We start from the raw sequence: 16,795 nt of genomic DNA, 5'->3' as shown, positions 1-16,795 counted from the left end.
CTATCTATTCTTAAGCCCTGGAGCATAACGCTCTATTATTCGCATAATCGCAACGTGCGACCATTTCTTTGCTCTGGCGGGAAAGCCATTCTCATTAAGCCATCTTGCAATAGCCGACCATCCCATTCCCTGCTTTCGCAGTTCAATAACTTTCTTAATGACAAGCTGCTCGTTTTCGTCCTCGACTAACCGGCTGCTGTCTTCGGGGGCTGGCTTGTAACCATACGGCGGATGATTACTCATTCGCCTGCCGGCTTTCTGATGTGCTAACATAGAGTATTTAGTCCGCAGTGCGATAACCTTTCGCTCATACTCCGCAAAAGCTGCTAACACCTGCCGGATTAAAACTTCTTCGTTGCTCTCGCCATTTCCTCCGCCGCCATTAACCGCTTCTATATGTCCGCCTGCTTTCTTTACGGCTCTGCGGATAACCTCTGAGAGATAAACATCTCTCGCTAACCTGTCGTGCCGGTAAACTACAAGCACATCACCTTTGCGGATGCGTTCAATGGCCTGCCAAAGCCCTGGGCGGTCTAAATCCTTGCCGGATAGTGCCTCGTCTCTGAAAACTGCTTTCACATCAAAACCGCTGTCTTTGCAGTATTTCCTGCATAGCTTCTCTTGCGTCTCACAGGATCTGCTGTCCTCAGCATTCTTGCGGGGTGAAAATCGAGTATAAATTACTGCTTGTGTCATAATTGCTGTTAATTAGCCAACTTTGCGTATTCTCTCTATATGCTAAGTAGTGGCATAATTTAATCTCTTTGTTAAAATTTGTATGTTAATTGTACGCTATCGCTTATTGTTGTACGTAATCATTTATTCGACAAAATCCATTATACAAATTTTACGTACAAGTCAAGGGCTTGTTCTAAAAAAATTTTGAACACCCCCAAAAAAAAGTGGTACTGTCAAAATTGTCAAGAAGTGTCAAGCCGATTTTTGACACTTTGAGCGGGGTAAAATCCCCTCTCATAGGCTTATATTTATTTTTTTTTTTTTTTTAACTGTCAAGGTGTCAAAGGGGGGTTGGTATTTTCTATTTGTACTTTAATTATTATGTACTAATATTGTCTTTATATACGTACAGATTATGGCTTGTACGAGGGTAAATATTTGTGGGTGTGCGAGGCCGGGAAGATATGGGGGTGTTTGACATTTGGAGGGTAAATTTACATAAATTCTTTTATGACAAGGGTTTATATCAAAAAAAATGTGTCAAAGGCTATTGACATCTTTATAAGTCTTGTATTGTAAGTGTATATAATACAAGGATTTATGTTGATTTGTTAGGTATGCCTAAAATTTGACACTTGCTTGACACCCTTTGACACCTGCCGCGATGGCTGGTCTGGAGGAGGATAGCCGGCTGCTCAGCTGGTCGGCTGCTCAGATGCTCAGATGCTCAGATGTTAGCAGGTCGGATGCTGCCGATGGGCGGGGGCGAGGGATACCGAAACGGTCTTACATTCTCCGCTGGCCTTCACGTATCCATTGTGTCCAGAACTCGACAGTTTGTCTTGTCTAACATTTGTTAGTCTTGGCTAACTTTCTCTGTGCTAACACAAGGATTTGTACAGTGCGAACGCATTGTACATATTCCAAAGCTCAAATTTGCCTTGTGTGGCCTTCGAATGTGTTACCCCTGTCTGACTACCCATCAACCCCCGAATCGCTCTCCTGCGCAAACTCAGGCCGCCTGTGATGTAGTCAGGGTTGCTGGATGTATGCTGCTGGGCTGCTGCTCCCCTGCTCAACCGCTGCTCAGCTCCAGAAGCAGGGTAACCGGAGGGGGAAGGGCGGAAAAGGAAACGGGACTCCGGCGGAACTGGAGAAATTTTAACCAGACCCCCACCCTTTTGAGCCTCTTAAAGGTATATGCTACCCTCTCTCCCTTATACAATCATTTTCCTAAATTTTTTTTGACATATTGCATCCTCGCCTTGACTTCTTGCCGCAATCTATTATCATTAAACTCAGATTTGCTTAAAACACTGTACAGGGCGGCGGGAAATGAAAGTACCAACGAAAACACCAGAACAAATGAGAAATCGGCTTGTGCCTATATCCTTTCCTTATAAAGTCATAATTTGCCAGTTTGCCCTAAGTACCGTTTTGGGGTTTAACGAGTTAACATTCAACTGATGATCGCAAATCTGCTGAGCCGTCCAACTTTGAGCTGCTGATTTTTTGTTTTAGCTGTTTTTTAGTCTTGAATAATACGAGCCTCGAACTGTTATATGAAGGGATATCTGTATAATTATGGTTATTCAAAGACAGGGGAGAGGCACAAAAACAATATAGATTATGCAATTCAAACAAAAATCAAATTTAAAGAAATAATCTTGCATGATCGAAGAAGCGGAAGTCAGCGGGAGCAAGATTCTGAAGAAAGCCGCTAGTAGGATAAGAGCTTGGAGAAACCATATCCTTAACTGGTATGAACATAAAATAAGCAACGGCAAAATGAAAGCTGCTAAAATATGAACCCTGCAAAAAAAGGCTTATGGATACAGAGACAAGCAATATTTCAAACTCAGACTGTTCAACTTCCGCAATGAAAAGTACGCATTATTCGAATGCACCGCTTTAACTCAATGTTTTGCAGCATACTTAAAACGCCTCATTTGTCCTAATAATAATTACTGCAGGTAAATTTGAAGACAAAGACTGAATTCCAAAACAAAAAATCCTATATGCAACGCATTGCGGAGTTTGAGATCAGCTTCAACAAAGTGATGGACGAATTGCCGTCCTTGAAAAACAAGCTGCTCAACTAGTTTAATATACTGTTAAACGTCGTATGTTAATTTCTGTTGCCTCAGACTTAGGGTTCTTTTCAGATAAAACACTCACCTTGATTTCGTGTTCGCCGCCGCCCAAGTCTGTTATTGACCATCTGAACGGTATTTTATGCTGGTCAATTCGTCCCTTAAATGTATAACCGTACTGATCGACCTCTGCAACTTTTTTACCATCAATGCATATTTCTGCTTTTCCGCCCTCTTTAGTTCTTAAACCTTCCCAAACTACAGTTGAACCCTGGAATTTTCCTTCAAATGAACTTCCTGGCTCCTCTGTATAGTGAAGCTTATCTTCCGACTTCCAAACACCATTGAAAGACAATTTCTCCGAGGGTATAATTTTTTGACCATCACGCTCAAAATACATCCGGTAAAATTCACCCGGCTTGATATCATAGAAAGGACGAAATACTTCATTTGATCGGAGTCTGCTTCCTCTGTTTACTGGAGCCTTCATTGAAGGTGAAAATGAATATCTTATCCTTCCACCCCGTCCGGTAAGCCAATCCGCAGGAAATCTTAAATTCTTTTTTGTGGGAATGAATTCATTTGACCAACGCGCTGTGGATTTGACCATTACAGCTGGGCCGCACATTACGGCTACCGGTGATACGTATCCAGGCAAAGGTTCTATCCGCGGCGACAGGTCAAATTTCAGCGTCACGGTATCATTGCAATGCCATTTACGTTTGATGCACGCCCATTCACCGGGGATAGTTTTTATTTCAGTTGGAGTACCGTTTATCATCACCTCTACACCCTTGTGAGCCCACATAGGAATCCGGAACTTCAACCCAAATCGACTCTCCGGCTTTTTCGGTTGAATCTCGAAACAAACAGTTTCATCTTCAGGGTATTGCGTTTTCTGAATTACTTTAACCGTGCCATCCGGACCATGCCATTGCACTTGGGATGGTACAAAAAGATTGACATACAAGTTTTTATTATCCTTGTAGTATATTAAGTTATGATAATCAGTAACATCCAGAGGCCGTGTCCCCTGACAGCAGAACCACGTGGTAGTAAGGGTTTTTTGAGCACCGCATAAATGGTAACGGGAACCATACATTATCATTCCCATTTTGTTCATTTGCGGCTGAGCACCGATGCCGTTATAAACCAGCCGTTCAGCCCAATCACCATACTTTGCTTGTCCAGTAAATTCCATCAAATAACGCGATAGCTTGAAGCCTGCCCAGGAACCACAGGCCGTTTCAAAATGAAATACCAGATCAGAATCCCACTTGCCATTATATACGGGGAGCAGTGTTTCAGGCAATCCTTCAGGAACAATAAGCTGCTCTTCAGGACCATAACCTCCTGTTGCAAAAAGCTGAGTATTTTTAAGAAACTTATAAGCATTGACAATCGTGTCCAAATAATGTCGCTTACCTGTTACTTTATAAGCCATAGCAGCACTGCTAAAAGTGTTTACGTGACTATAGGCATGATAACCCTTGTTATCTCTATCAATTTTTTTCAAAAGTTCAAAAACGTTGTTATCTTTAGCAAAAGCTCCCCAATAATCAGTGTATTCCCAGACTTTTGCGAAATCGAAATAACGCTTGTCGCCGGTAAGTTCGTAAGCCCGATAGAGATTTTCTGAAAGGGTGTACCATTCTGTAGGAAGTGCATAGGGGTTCGAGCGGTCCAGGTTCTTCTCCGCCCAGCCCGTTATTTTATCGAGACACCGTTTAGCTCTTTCGCATCCGACATATTCATACATATCCACCAGGCCCTGGACAAATTTATCGTAGACATAGTGAGGATGGCCAAGCTTCTCTTCAGTGTTAAGGAAATATCCATCGTCTTCAATGGTTCGCGCCCATTCATCCATAATATACATGGCTTTATTACGTATGTCGGGATCGCCGGTAACTTTATACATTCGAGCAAATGCTCCCAACCACTGTCCAAAAGTAAGCGCAGTATTGCTGTAAGCACCGCCTATTTCTCTGCCCGGGGCATACATTCCCGCACGTTTGCGAAAACCGTAAAGAATATTATTATTCGGCAGGGATAGATAAAAATCTTTAACCCTATCGAATTGTACTTTCAAAGGTCCATCTAACAATTGAACCCCTTCATAATCGAATGGAGTAATTACGATCTTATTATCTGATGGGGGGTTAGCAGACATAGAAGCGCGGGTGGGACTTTCGGCCTGAACAGACTGGACTGAGCAAGTTAGAACTGTTAGTATAATAACCGTAATTGCCAAAAGATTTTTGTATAACATCTGATCCTTTACTATTCCCATTTCAAAGTTTCCTTTCACAACAAAAATACAAATCAAAGGGTTTTGCTCTACAATAGCCAATTATATGGTGTATTAGACCTTGTTGCTTAAAAGCAATTTTTAGAGCTACCATAAAGGATTAATCCTCTTTGGTGCCAACATTTACAGATAGTAATCCTACGCCAAGGTCTTTTCTCTTTGGGGTCATAACGATCTTGATATAACGAGCCTTGAGTTCCTTGTCTGGCTGAACGGTATTGTATGTGTCCAGCTGCGTGGTGTAAGAGTCTGTATTGTAAGGAACCATTTTCACCCATTTGTCATCTTTGCTCTTACGTGTTTCAACATGCCACTTTTTTGGAACAACGATCCACTTGTCTTTCCCCGTATCATAGAAGTAAGGAGCGACATTTTCAATTTCTTTCACTTTGCCAAGGTCCAGTTCTACCCAATGCTCTTTGCCCCAGTCGCCCCATGAGCTCCAGCGAGGAAGTCTTTCATGCGAGTTTTCAGGGTCGAGCCATTTATAAAGGCCCTTTGTAGAGTTGTTACCCTTGTCATTTTCATGGATTGAGGCGCGGATATTGGCGTACTTTTTAAGTCCCAGTGCTTCATAGTTCGGTTTTGTCAGTTCCTTTTTCTCTGGAACCCATACGGTCATCGTGCCAATTTTACGATTGGAACGAGCATAATAAGGAATAAGTTTCAGAGAAGAGGATTTAACGTCATCAGGCAGCGCTTTTTTTGCAGGAATCGTTATAGAAGGAATGCCCGAAAGGACTCCGTCCATTTCTTCTATGGTAACATCAGAGCCAGCGGGTTGTTTGTCTATGAAATATTGCTGAATGTAACCGTTGTCAGGTTCTTCTGCACAATACACCAAAGGCCCGCGAGTAACGGCGAATCTGTCATGGTTTGCTTCAACTTTGTCAATCGTTTTGTTGATTCGTACCGGCATTGGCATAGACAGTTCTATCTTATCGCCTTTTTTCCATTTACGATTGATTCTGGCAAACCCCTTCTTAGTTGAATATGACTTGCCATTTATTTTTTTGCCATTGACTTTGAGAGTGTAGCCGGTTGATTTTGAGGTGTAATCATAAAGTTCGCCTGGTGTAAACTGCTGGCCGGTCCATGTAGGTATACGAACATTAACAGCAAAAGCCTTCTTCTCATCTTTTGGTGAAACTTTGATTTTAATGTTGCCCTTGAAAGGATATTCTGTGATTTGTTTCAACTCAACTTTTTGACCATCTTTCAGTTCAATGCTTGTTTTGCTGCCGGCATACATTAGGCAGTAGATATCATTTTTTTGCTTAGCGTAGAGATATTTTCCAACTTGAGGAATCAGACGGGAAATATTTGCTGGGCAACAAGCGGTGCCAAACCATTCTGATCGTGCCTTTTTGTTATAGAGGTCAGTTTCGAGTACATTTGAATAGTAGAAAGTCTTGCCGTCAAGACTAACGCCACCGAGACAGTTATTGTAAAGTGAAGTTTCAGCGGCATCGATGTATTTTGCATCGCCGTATTTGAGAAACATGCGGTAGTTGAAAAATACGTTTGCAACTGCAGCACAGGTTTCGTTGTATGCACTGCGGTTAGGCAGGTAGTATTCCGGGCCGAAGCCTTCCATGCCTGCGCCAGAACCAAGTCCGCCAATAATGTAGAAGCGAGTGTCAACGATATTGTGCCAGATGCTGTTGAGTGCCTTGCTGTAATCGTTCTCTCCAAGTACACTGTCAACTTCAGCCATAGCAGCGTAGAGATAGCCGGCACGCACTGAGTGGCCTTCTGCGCGGCGCTGTTCGGCAACTGGTTTGTGCTGTTGGGCGTAGCGTGGAAGCATCACGCCGCGACCATCGTATTCAGGCTGGTAAGTTACTCCGCGGATTTTGAGGAATTTTTTAGCCATTTCGATGTAGAGTTTATTGCCTGTTACTCGATAAAGCTTGACAAGGCCGAGTTCGATCTCTTCATGGCCGGGTGCCTGCATGACAGGTTCGCCGTCATTGTAATTAGGGTCGCCTTCGAAGATTACTTTATTAATGTGCTTAGCACTTTTCTCAGCAATTTTAAGGAAATTGTCTTTCCAAGTTGCCTGATAATAGGCCACGGCTGCTTCATAAAGGTGTCCCATGTTATAAAGTTCGTGGCTGTGTACGAGGAAATCATAAGGACGTTTTCCCATCATGTCATAGTTAGTTTCTGGTTTCCAATGCTTGCTGTAATTCTTGGTCTGATGCGTAACATAGAGATAGCCATCTTCACGCTGAGCACGTGCGATGATATCAATTATGCGGTCCATTTCCTTTTCCATTTTCGGGTTGGGTTTAACTTTGAGAAGCAGGGCGGCACCTTCCATTACTTTTACCAGATCGGAGGTTATGTAACGATGAGGGATTGGTAATGGCATGCCATCCTTTTTGTCTGCTTCGCGCCATTCAGCTGTTAGACGCAGACGTTTTACCGCTTTTTCTGTGTTTCCTAATGCATGAGGCAGTGTAGATTCGGCAAGCGTTTCGAGCTTAGGCTGCCAGAAGGTGTCTTGGATTTTGACCTCATAAAACGGTACTGGGTCTATGACATCGGCGGATGAAACGCCGACTGCTGCAAGAACGAGTGCTGCAATTAAATACTTCTCCATTTTTACTTCCTTTTGTGATAATATTGACTTATTTAATTATATACGCTAACTCTGCTACGCCGCAGAGTTTATGTGCTAAAAGACGTTCTAATAATTCATTATGGGCGATAATCGCACCCCAAGGGTGTTTCTGAAAAGTTTTTTGATTCTTGGAAGGCTTTAGAAAAAGCATGCACCATGTTCACATAAACACGATTTTTCTTCCGTGTCAGAAGTCGATCCTGATTGCTCTGGACTAATTGCCGCTCGTAACAGTTTTTAAAGAAATTGCAAGTAAATTGAATGTTTTATTAAACATGCTGCATCAGTTAATGAATTTAACATAAATTTGCCTGAATAAATAAACTCATTGCTAAACTTTCAATATTTTTAACAAAAACACTCGGAAAGTAAATGCCTTAAACCGGCAAAAACATTTGTAAAACAGTTTTTTGTAAAAGTTGGTTGGTTTTTCGGGGAGGGTATCATGGTTTCCGGTCGTTTGATTCTAAAGAATCTGGTTTTACAAATGTTTTTTCCGGTTTTGACTATTTTATCCTTTGATATTGTCGGTTAAGATTGTTCCTATGAAAAAGGCTTGTTTGCCTTTTAATTAATTTAACCCTTATTATATATTATTTTTTTATGGATTATGATAACAAGATTGTTGAAGAGCCGAAGATTCCAACAGATATCAAGGCTGTTGTGGGGTTAAAAGGCTGTTGTAAAAATGATAAGGCAAATAAAGATACAGGCATTCAGTGTGTCGACTTTAACGATGTAGTTATTACAGGCGGGATGTGGCAGCACAGGCAGAAGGTCAACCGGGAAGTTACGATTCGATTTGTCCTGAAAAAAAGTCTTGGCAACAGAATCGATAATTTTGTAAATGCCGCATCAGGCAACAATCATAGTTTTAAGGGTATTTTTTACGACGATTCCGATGTTTATAAGGCTATTGAAGGGGCGGCAAAGTGTCTCCATGTCAGTCCTGACCCAGAAATAGAGACCACAGTTGACGAAATGATCGATAAGATCGCTTCGGCCCAGTGGGAAGATGGATATCTTTTTACTTATTATTCCTTGCCGGAAAGACAACTGGATAAGATATGGAGCGATCTGGAGTTTAAGCACGAACTTTATTGTGCGGGACATCTGATTGAAGCTGCGTTAGCGTATTATAAGGCGACGGGTAAGGATAAACTTCTAAATGTGGCGGTCAGGTTTGCTGATCTTATCTGTTCTTTATTTGGCCCAGGTAAGCATTTGGGGGTTCCTGGGCATCAGGAGATTGAGATGGCGCTGCTGCTGCTTTACAGAGAGACGGGTAAAGAGCAATACTTAAATTTATCGAAATTCTTTCTCGAACAAAGGGGGAATCCAGAGCGAGGGACGCTTTACGGCACCTACAGTCAGGATCACAAGCCAATTGTCGAACAGGAAGAGGCTGTCGGCCATGCCGTTCGGGCGTCATATATGTACTGTGCAGTCGCTGATATGGCATTATTGGACAGGGATGAGGCTTATCTCGAGGCTCTCGAAAAATTGTGGAACAGTGTAGTTGACCGCAAGATGTATCTTACCGGCGGGGTGGGCGCCCATCACGATCTTGAGAGTTACGGCGATGACTACGAACTTCCAAATGATACCGCATATGCCGAAACGTGTGCTTCTATTGCAAATATTATGTGGTCAGATCGTATGTTCAGGCTCAACGGAGATTCGAAATACATTGATATTGTAGAGCGAATTCTGTATAACGGTTTCTTATCTGGAGTTTCTATTGATGGGGATAAGTTTTTCTATACAAATCCGCTTGAATCGGATGGCCAGTTCAAATTCAACAAAAATAAATCAACCCGTAAGCCATGGTTCAAATGTTCGTGCTGTCCGACAAATGTAGTGCGTTTTGTACCTACGATCAGCAGTTATATTTATGCATACGATCAGCAGAACATTTTCGTAAATCTTTTCATAAAATCAAAAACCTCATTGAAAATTACCGACAGTCAAGTCGATCTTGAGATGAAAACCGATTATCCCTGGGATGGTAAGGTTCGTCTTGAAGTTAACCCCCAAAATGGCAGTTATTTTACTTTGAGAATGCGTATTCCAGGCTGGTCGCAGGGAAAACCTGTACCCGGAGACCTATACAGATACACAAATGATAAGGCTGAGAAGGTGTCAATTTGTGTTAATGGCAAAGAATTTGATTATCAGGTAGAAAATGGCTATGCCCTTATTAATCGATACTGGGATGCAGGCGATTTTGTTGAAATGAAAATTTCGATGCCAATTCGCATAGTCCGGTGCAATGAAAAGGTTGTGAATAATCGCGGCAAGGGCGCCTTGGAACGCGGTCCACTTGTTTATTGTGCAGAGCAAATCGACAATGAGTCCTCATTAGACAATATAAAAATTGGCGATAATATTAATTTGAATTCAGAATATATAGATGAGATTTTAGGCGGAATTTGCGTCCTTTCAGGCCTTGTTGACAACAAGGGGACTGAGTTTAAGTTTGTGCCTTATTATTCATGGTCGCATCGCGGCGAAGGGGCAATGAAAGTATGGTTTACTGTGAAATGATTGCGTTTTTCCGGTTTTACAAAGGTTTTTGCCGGTTTTAACTATTTACTTTGTTAAAAATTAATCTAAAGTGAACAATGTACTGAAAACTTAAAGTTATTTTAACAGTGTATAGTTTATCTAAATCAAAGGATTATGTTATGATGTTTACGAAACGAAATACTGACGGCTTGGGGTCAATAAGAAGACGGTCGAGCCAAAGAATGGGTTTTACTTTAATTGAACTTCTTGTAGTAATATCAATTATTGCATTGCTTATGGCAATACTTATGCCAGCGTTGAACAAAGCTAGAGAACAGGCTTATGCCATACCCTGTATGTCAAATATGCGGACCATATCATTGGCCTTCTACATGTATCAGGAGGACAATGATGGAAAGATCGCTGGAGGCGATGCATGGTTTCAACCAAGTAATTTTGGTGTTGGCAAAAGATCTTACTCGTGGGTTGCCTGTCCTTTGGACGAAAACGGCAATGCGCGCAGAGGAGAATTCGCCAATGTTGAGTATGAGAGAAATGGTATCAGGGCTGGCGTTCTTTGGGATTACATTGGAGAAATGGAGGCTTATAATTGCCCAAGTGATAATCGAGCCCAAAGGGCTGATATAGGCTGGAGAAGCTACTCTATGGTTGTAGGTCTTGACTCGGAATTTGTGGGGCACTTTCCAAGAGACAAATCTGTTACTAGATTTAATGAGATTAGCTCCCCCAGTACTTCTTATATTACCGTGGAAGAAGACGAACGACACCCTGATGAAGATAATAACAATCCATGGTGGAACATGGGGTCATGGGTTATAGACATCGAAAACCAGCGATGGTTTGATCCTGTAGCAAAATGGCACTCAAATGGCGGTAATCTGGGTTTTGCTGACGGTCATGCCGAAAGGTTCAAATGGAAGGATGAAAGGACTGTCACTTGGCTCGAAAATGGTGGCGAGAAAAGAGTTGATCATCCTGGCAGCTATGATATGGAATACATGCTAGAGCATGTTGCAAAGAAAGGTAAATAAAATTTATTTGCCGGTTTTTGTTTCAGGTGTGTTATCTGATTTGCAAAATATCGGCTGTTTTTTTAGGAGACATTTATTATGAAGATGTTTTTATGTAACAAGATGTTGTGTTTGGTGATGGCTGTTGCTGTGGCTGGCGGTTCTTTTGCCGGTCAGAGTTTCCATGACCTTGGTGATGACCATCTGTTCAGCAATCCTGACAACTGGGCACAGGGCAAAGTTCCGGACGACTCAACTACGAATCCTGGCGACCTTGACCCGGCTTTTTACACTGACGCTACTATGTGGGACAACGGTGCAATTTGCGTTATTAATGACGTACATGAATGCTACGGCTTGAGCATTGGGGCGTTTAACGGTTCTTTAGAAGTCGTTGTCCAGTCTGTTGAAGGTGGTGACTTGACTATAGGTAACTGGGGCCTTAATATTTCAAGAAATAGCCACCATTCAAAACTCTTTATGACTGGCGGAAAGATTACTACTCCCTACATCAATATACCTAATATGGATGACCCCCAGAAGGGTACCCTTATTATGCAGGATGGTGTCATTGATAGCGGTTGGATGAATGTTAGTCCTGGTGTTGATGCAGTTGGTGAAGTGAAACTCTACGGCGGTGTAATCAATTTGACTGGCTTCCTTGAGATAGACACACCAAGCGGTTTGATTGAAGTAGGCGGTGGTTCAATTGTTATAGATGGGGACGTAACAGACCTTCTCGGCGATTATATTGATGGCTTTGGCGGTACAGAAGATCCAAGAATTGTGCCTTTGCCGGGTTATTCGGTCGAACTTGACTATGATGTAACCAACCAAGGAAGAACTACTCTAAAAGCCGTTTCTGACCTTGCACCTCAGCCAGCCAATCAAGCTGAGATCCCTTACGCTGAGATATCATCACTTGATTTTACTATGCCGGATCCTCTGGTAGCTGGCGGTTCTGTTTCATGTGATGTTTATTTCGGCGACGCTGTTTGGCAAAGCCTGAACAATACTGGCGCCGAAGATGCTTATCTTGCAGCTGGAGGTGTTGACGGCGATTGGATTCCGGAACCTAACAATCTCCCTCTGATAGAGGCAGATGTTATCGACGGCTCAGTTGACGTTGCTGCTACTGAAGCAAAAGAATATCACTGGCAGGTAAAAGTTTATGATGATACTGTTGATGGTGTTGTTGGCGGTCCAAAAGAATTGGCTGCAACTTATACATTTAAATTTGACGCTGTTGCAAATCAGGCACCTGTAGTTGAAGCTGGTGATGACATTTATACATGGTTAGATGGCGGCACTGCTTCTGTAACACTCCAGGGTGTTATGGTTGAAGACGACGAAGTTCCTGAGCCTGCCGTTGCTACTTGGTCAGTTATCGAAGCTGTGGGACTGGTTCCTGAAGGTGGGGGTGAGGCACCGGATATTGATCCTTCTACTTACTCGTTTACACCAACTGACGGTACAGGCCTCAATGCTCAGTTAAATGTAAGCGTATCTGGTTACTATGAGCTTCAGCTAGACGCAGCTGATTCTGAACCTCTTTCTGCTTACCCAGATACAATGACGGTTTATGTCCGCGATGATTCTTGCGAAGTTTCAAAGATTCATCCTGACTATGAACCTATGATGGGTGATGCTAATGAGGACTGCTATGTTGATATGGAAGACTTTGCAGCTGTAGCTGCTGATTGGCTCGGCAGCGTTGATGCTTTCTTCCTTAACTAGAAAGTTAAAATAATTTTTGAAGCAAGTTACTGTTACGGCCTTTGCCGGGAACTCCTGGCAAAGGTCGTGTTTTGTACTAACACGTAGAGAATAAGCGTTTTTAAATATTTTAGTACTAATAAATTTGGGAATTGATTATGAACTCTTTTGTGCTTAAAAGAATTGCTTTGTTTTTTTTGGCTGCATTTTGCTGGTCAGTTTTCGCTAATACTTTCACCGGTACCGGCGCAGATGATCATTGGAATACGCCTTCAAACTGGTCGTCCGACGTCCCTTCAATGACAAGCAACGAGTGGGCAAATATGACTGTCGATGGTACCAAGTGTGTTATTGACAATACTCATCTCGGCTCAGAAGCGGCAGAGGCAAAAGGTTTCTATGTAGGATGTTATGGCGGAGATAACGAATTTGAGATGACAGGGGGAGAGCTTACGTGTGATTTTTTTGATGTTGGCAGGGGTAAAGATTCAGGCACCAATGCATATGCCAAGATAACAGGCGGGGAAATATCCTGTACGCACTTCAATATTCCAAATCAGTTCGATCTCGATCCCGGAACAAACCAAATCATCGGTCACGTTGACCTGCATGGTGGAGTTGTAAATGCCAGCTATTTTAACATGGGCGATCATTCGGATGCTTTTGGCGGCGGTATAGGAACTATGGATATTACCCAGGGTGTTTTGAAAATCAATGGCGATCATAGATCGAAGATCAATAATTATGCCGCCCCTGATGATCAGGGCGTAAGGTGGATTACAGCATTTGGCGGAGATGGTGAAATCAAGGCTGATTATGACGGCATGATAACAACGGTTTACGCTGTTTACGGCAGTGAGGTTGGAGTCATAGATCCAGCTGATAAGGCTGAAGGAGTTTCTGTTAATGCGGATGTATCTTGGGAACCGTCGGATATGGCGATTTCACATGATATTTATTTTGGCACGATCAACCCTCCTCCATTTGTAAAAAATCAGCCCCTCGGCAATGAAGTGTATGACCCCGGAGAGCTAATGTATGGTACAAAGTATTACTGGAAAATCAATACGGTTACATCGCTTGGCACCAATCCCGGCCATGTCTGGAGTTTTAAGACTGGTCAAGTCCCGGGGGCAGCTCAGGTGCTGAGGCCGGCTGACGGGCAGACAGGTGTTAAGAACAACGCAAATATTATCTGGACGCCTGGAGACGGTTCGGTCAGCCATGAGGTTTATTTTGGTACTGATCTTGCGGCGGTTGCAAATGCGGCTGACCCTGATGTTTTGCCCGGCAGGGGCAGTTTTGATGTCTCTTTTTATGATCCGGGGCAGCTTGCGCCTGAGACTACGTATTATCTGCGAATTGATGAGAGAAATTCGCACGGGGTGAATCAAAGTGTTGTGTGGAGTTTCACTACTGCTGCTACGATTGAAGGCGATATCAATTTTGACGGGGCGGTGGATACTGAAGATCTGTTTTTGCTGACTGGTAGGTGGCTTGATTATGGCTGTGTCGCTCCTGACTGGTGTGGAAGGGCGGATATCAGTAAGAGCAGTGAGGTTGACATTTTTGATTTTGCTTTGCTTTCGGCTAATTCCGGGCCTGACGAGAATGAGCCCGCTTATACGGATTACTGTGACATGCTGAGCCAGGAGGTACAGGGTAAGAAGCACGGTTTTCTTGCGGGCAACCTTAACTATTATATAGGCGGTTTTCACGCCTGCTGGAATCCTACAGAGGAAGAGACGATCGGCTTTACGCATCCGTTCCATCACGATCTTCGAAGCAGGGGCCATGGCATGGTTCAGGATCCAAACACTGGCTACGGCCATGACTTTACCGGATGGGAATTTTACAAACACACAAAGGTCGCGTACGGCTCAGTCTATGTAGGCCAGAGAAAATATGAAAATCCGGTTCCTGACCGTATGTACTGGCGTCCTGATAAGATGATATGTGAATACGAAGTTGGCGAAGTAAATATCCGTGAAGAAAAATTTATCGCCAAAAACGATGTCGCCTGTACGATCATTACATCCGATGAGCCCGTAACTCTCGAATTTTCGGGTCAGAGTTTTGCCAACGATGCCACGGTATGTACGACGGCGAGCTGCCTATTCGACGAGGCATCAAATTCGGTTCATGTTGTAGAAGGCGGCGTCGCTGAAGTTTTGCCTGACGATCCACAGAATAATGAACCTCAGCCTGGTGTTATGATGTATGACGGAATGAGTACGGTTATCTCAGCATCAAGAGACTTAACGGATTACCAGCAGTATCCGCTTAATGACACAATAGAGGGCCAAATAGGCTATTCATTCAAGGTTTCTTGTGACAGTTCGGGCACTGCGGTTGTCTGGATGATGGACGACGATTATTCTAATGCGGTAACATTGAAAGACAAAGTGCTTGAAGATCCTGCTGGAGCAATGGCTGCCAAGACCAAATATATGAACGATATTTTGAACTATCAGATCCCATACTTCAGGTGTTCGGATCAGCAGATGGTTGACGTTTATTATTACCTTTGGTCGCTTTACTTTATGTATTATATTGATGTTGGCGAGGGGTTTGAACAGTACGCTCATACTCAGACTGCAGTGAATAACTTCCTTGGAATGCACTGTTATGATGCTAACTTCCAGACGGCTGTCGGTGCTTGGATTACTGACAAAGAAGCTTATTCGTATGGTAACATACTTCTATGGAGCGAACTTCTTCATGTTGCTGATTTTTCCGAAGGCCTGATTCCCGCTGACAACATGGGTATCGCATGGTATTCAGGTCTTTGGTGTGGTCCTACTCCACACATTTTGGCGGCTTGGAAAATATACAAGCATTGCGGCGATATTGACTTTTTGCGCCAAGCATACGATTATTTCAAGGCTCTTATGTGGGAATCGATACCGGGCCACTGGGGCTACGAATACGATGCCGCTGATCGCCTAAAGAAAATGGCGATAGAACTCGGCCACCCCGAAGATGTTCTGCACTGGCATGATATTGGCAGGCTCGACAATGTTCAGAACTTCCTTAATGACGGTTGGGAAACAAATGGTGTTGAGAAATTTTTCCGTGCGGGTTCAGACCGGCTTGATTGGTCAGGCTTTGCTTATATGGCAATGGATTCATTTCCGTCCGAATGGGTGGAACAGATGTCCGATAGATGGGCTGTAAATGAGGCGGACGGCTTCTTCCGCTTTGGTAGTCTTTCAACTACGGCATTTAAGGACTGGAACCAGCAGAGCGATGTTTTTGCCTTTACGCCTGATACTAACTGGTTTGCGATTACCGGCATGTATGAACACCACGCATGTAAAAATGCCAATACCTGCACGCTTGGGCATCTTAAAAATTACAACATCGAATGGGGCATTCCAGTTGCGCCAGAAGCATTGGATATCAACGGCGATCCGTGGGGTGATCAGTATTCGAACTTCAACGCCGGTAAGATCCTTCTTTATATCGAAGGTATCCTTGGCCTGAAGTATTCGGTTCTTGATGACAGCTTTACGGTGACTGACCATCTGCCTATGGAATGGGATTTTATGGAGACGATAGTTCCAATCAATTGCGATGGCAATGTGAGCTGGACGAAAATCAGAACAAGCCGGACAGAAGATGCGCAGGGCGTTGATAAAACAATCACCGTTGAAGGCAACAGTATGCATACTCTGCACGTAGCACCATGGCTGGAAGAAAAAGACCTTGTCTCTACAAGTGAGCCAGGCTATGCGAACGGTCAAACTAAGGGGCATATAGACTATACTTTTACTGATACATCAGATGTAAGCATCACGCTTGAACTTACAGAGTCGGGTGATTAAAA

8 protein-coding genes are annotated in these 16,795 nt (G+C 43.2%); 5 read left to right on the top strand and 3 right to left on the bottom strand.

The window, feature by feature from the left end:
• The gene (locus STSP1_RS02710; RefSeq protein WP_085754882.1) at positions 1–696 is read right to left on the bottom strand and encodes a recombinase family protein; all 696 of its coding nucleotides are present in this window, start codon (positions 694–696) and stop codon (positions 1–3) included.
• Between the two features lie 1,653 nt (positions 697–2,349).
• Here STSP1_RS02710 and STSP1_RS12805 point away from each other — a divergent pair.
• Positions 2,350–2,487: a transposase gene (locus tag STSP1_RS12805; RefSeq protein ID WP_118158563.1), complete on the top strand. Its 138-nt coding sequence runs from the start codon at positions 2,350–2,352 to the stop codon at positions 2,485–2,487.
• A 294-nt stretch (positions 2,488–2,781) separates the two neighbouring features.
• Here the strand turns inward: STSP1_RS12805 and STSP1_RS02705 are convergent, their stop codons facing one another.
• Positions 2,782–5,064, bottom strand: coding sequence for a beta-L-arabinofuranosidase domain-containing protein (locus STSP1_RS02705; protein WP_085754881.1), 2,283 nt, complete (start codon positions 5,062–5,064; stop codon positions 2,782–2,784).
• Between the two features lie 118 nt (positions 5,065–5,182).
• Positions 5,183–7,690: a glycoside hydrolase family 127 protein gene (locus STSP1_RS02700; protein ID WP_085754880.1), complete on the bottom strand. Its 2,508-nt coding sequence runs from the start codon at positions 7,688–7,690 to the stop codon at positions 5,183–5,185.
• A gap of 624 nt (positions 7,691–8,314) precedes the next feature.
• Here STSP1_RS02700 and STSP1_RS02695 point away from each other — a divergent pair.
• The 4 genes from STSP1_RS02695 to STSP1_RS02680 all read left to right on the top strand — a co-directional run bounded on the left by STSP1_RS02695 (position 8,315) and on the right by STSP1_RS02680 (position 16,793).
• Positions 8,315–10,258, top strand: a complete 1,944-nt coding sequence (locus tag STSP1_RS02695) for a glycoside hydrolase family 127 protein (protein ID WP_085754879.1) — start codon at positions 8,315–8,317, stop codon at positions 10,256–10,258.
• A gap of 140 nt (positions 10,259–10,398) precedes the next feature.
• Positions 10,399–11,271, top strand: coding sequence for a type II secretion system protein (locus tag STSP1_RS02690; protein ID WP_085754878.1), 873 nt, complete (start codon positions 10,399–10,401; stop codon positions 11,269–11,271).
• 78 nt (positions 11,272–11,349) lie between these two features.
• Positions 11,350–12,987, top strand: coding sequence for a hypothetical protein (locus STSP1_RS02685; protein WP_123806961.1), 1,638 nt, complete (start codon positions 11,350–11,352; stop codon positions 12,985–12,987).
• 167 nt (positions 12,988–13,154) lie between these two features.
• Entirely contained in the window at positions 13,155–16,793 is a 3,639-nt protein-coding gene (locus tag STSP1_RS02680; RefSeq protein ID WP_123806960.1) for an Ig-like domain-containing domain, read from the top strand.
• Positions 16,794–16,795 lie beyond the last annotated feature (2 nt).

Origin of the sequence: Sedimentisphaera salicampi, assembly GCF_002117005.1 — a bacterium.
Classification (GTDB): Bacteria; Planctomycetota; Phycisphaerae; order Sedimentisphaerales; family Sedimentisphaeraceae; genus Sedimentisphaera; species Sedimentisphaera salicampi.
The sequence above is the reverse complement of the archived record's forward strand: the minus strand, read 5'-3'. Positions and strand labels throughout refer to the sequence as shown.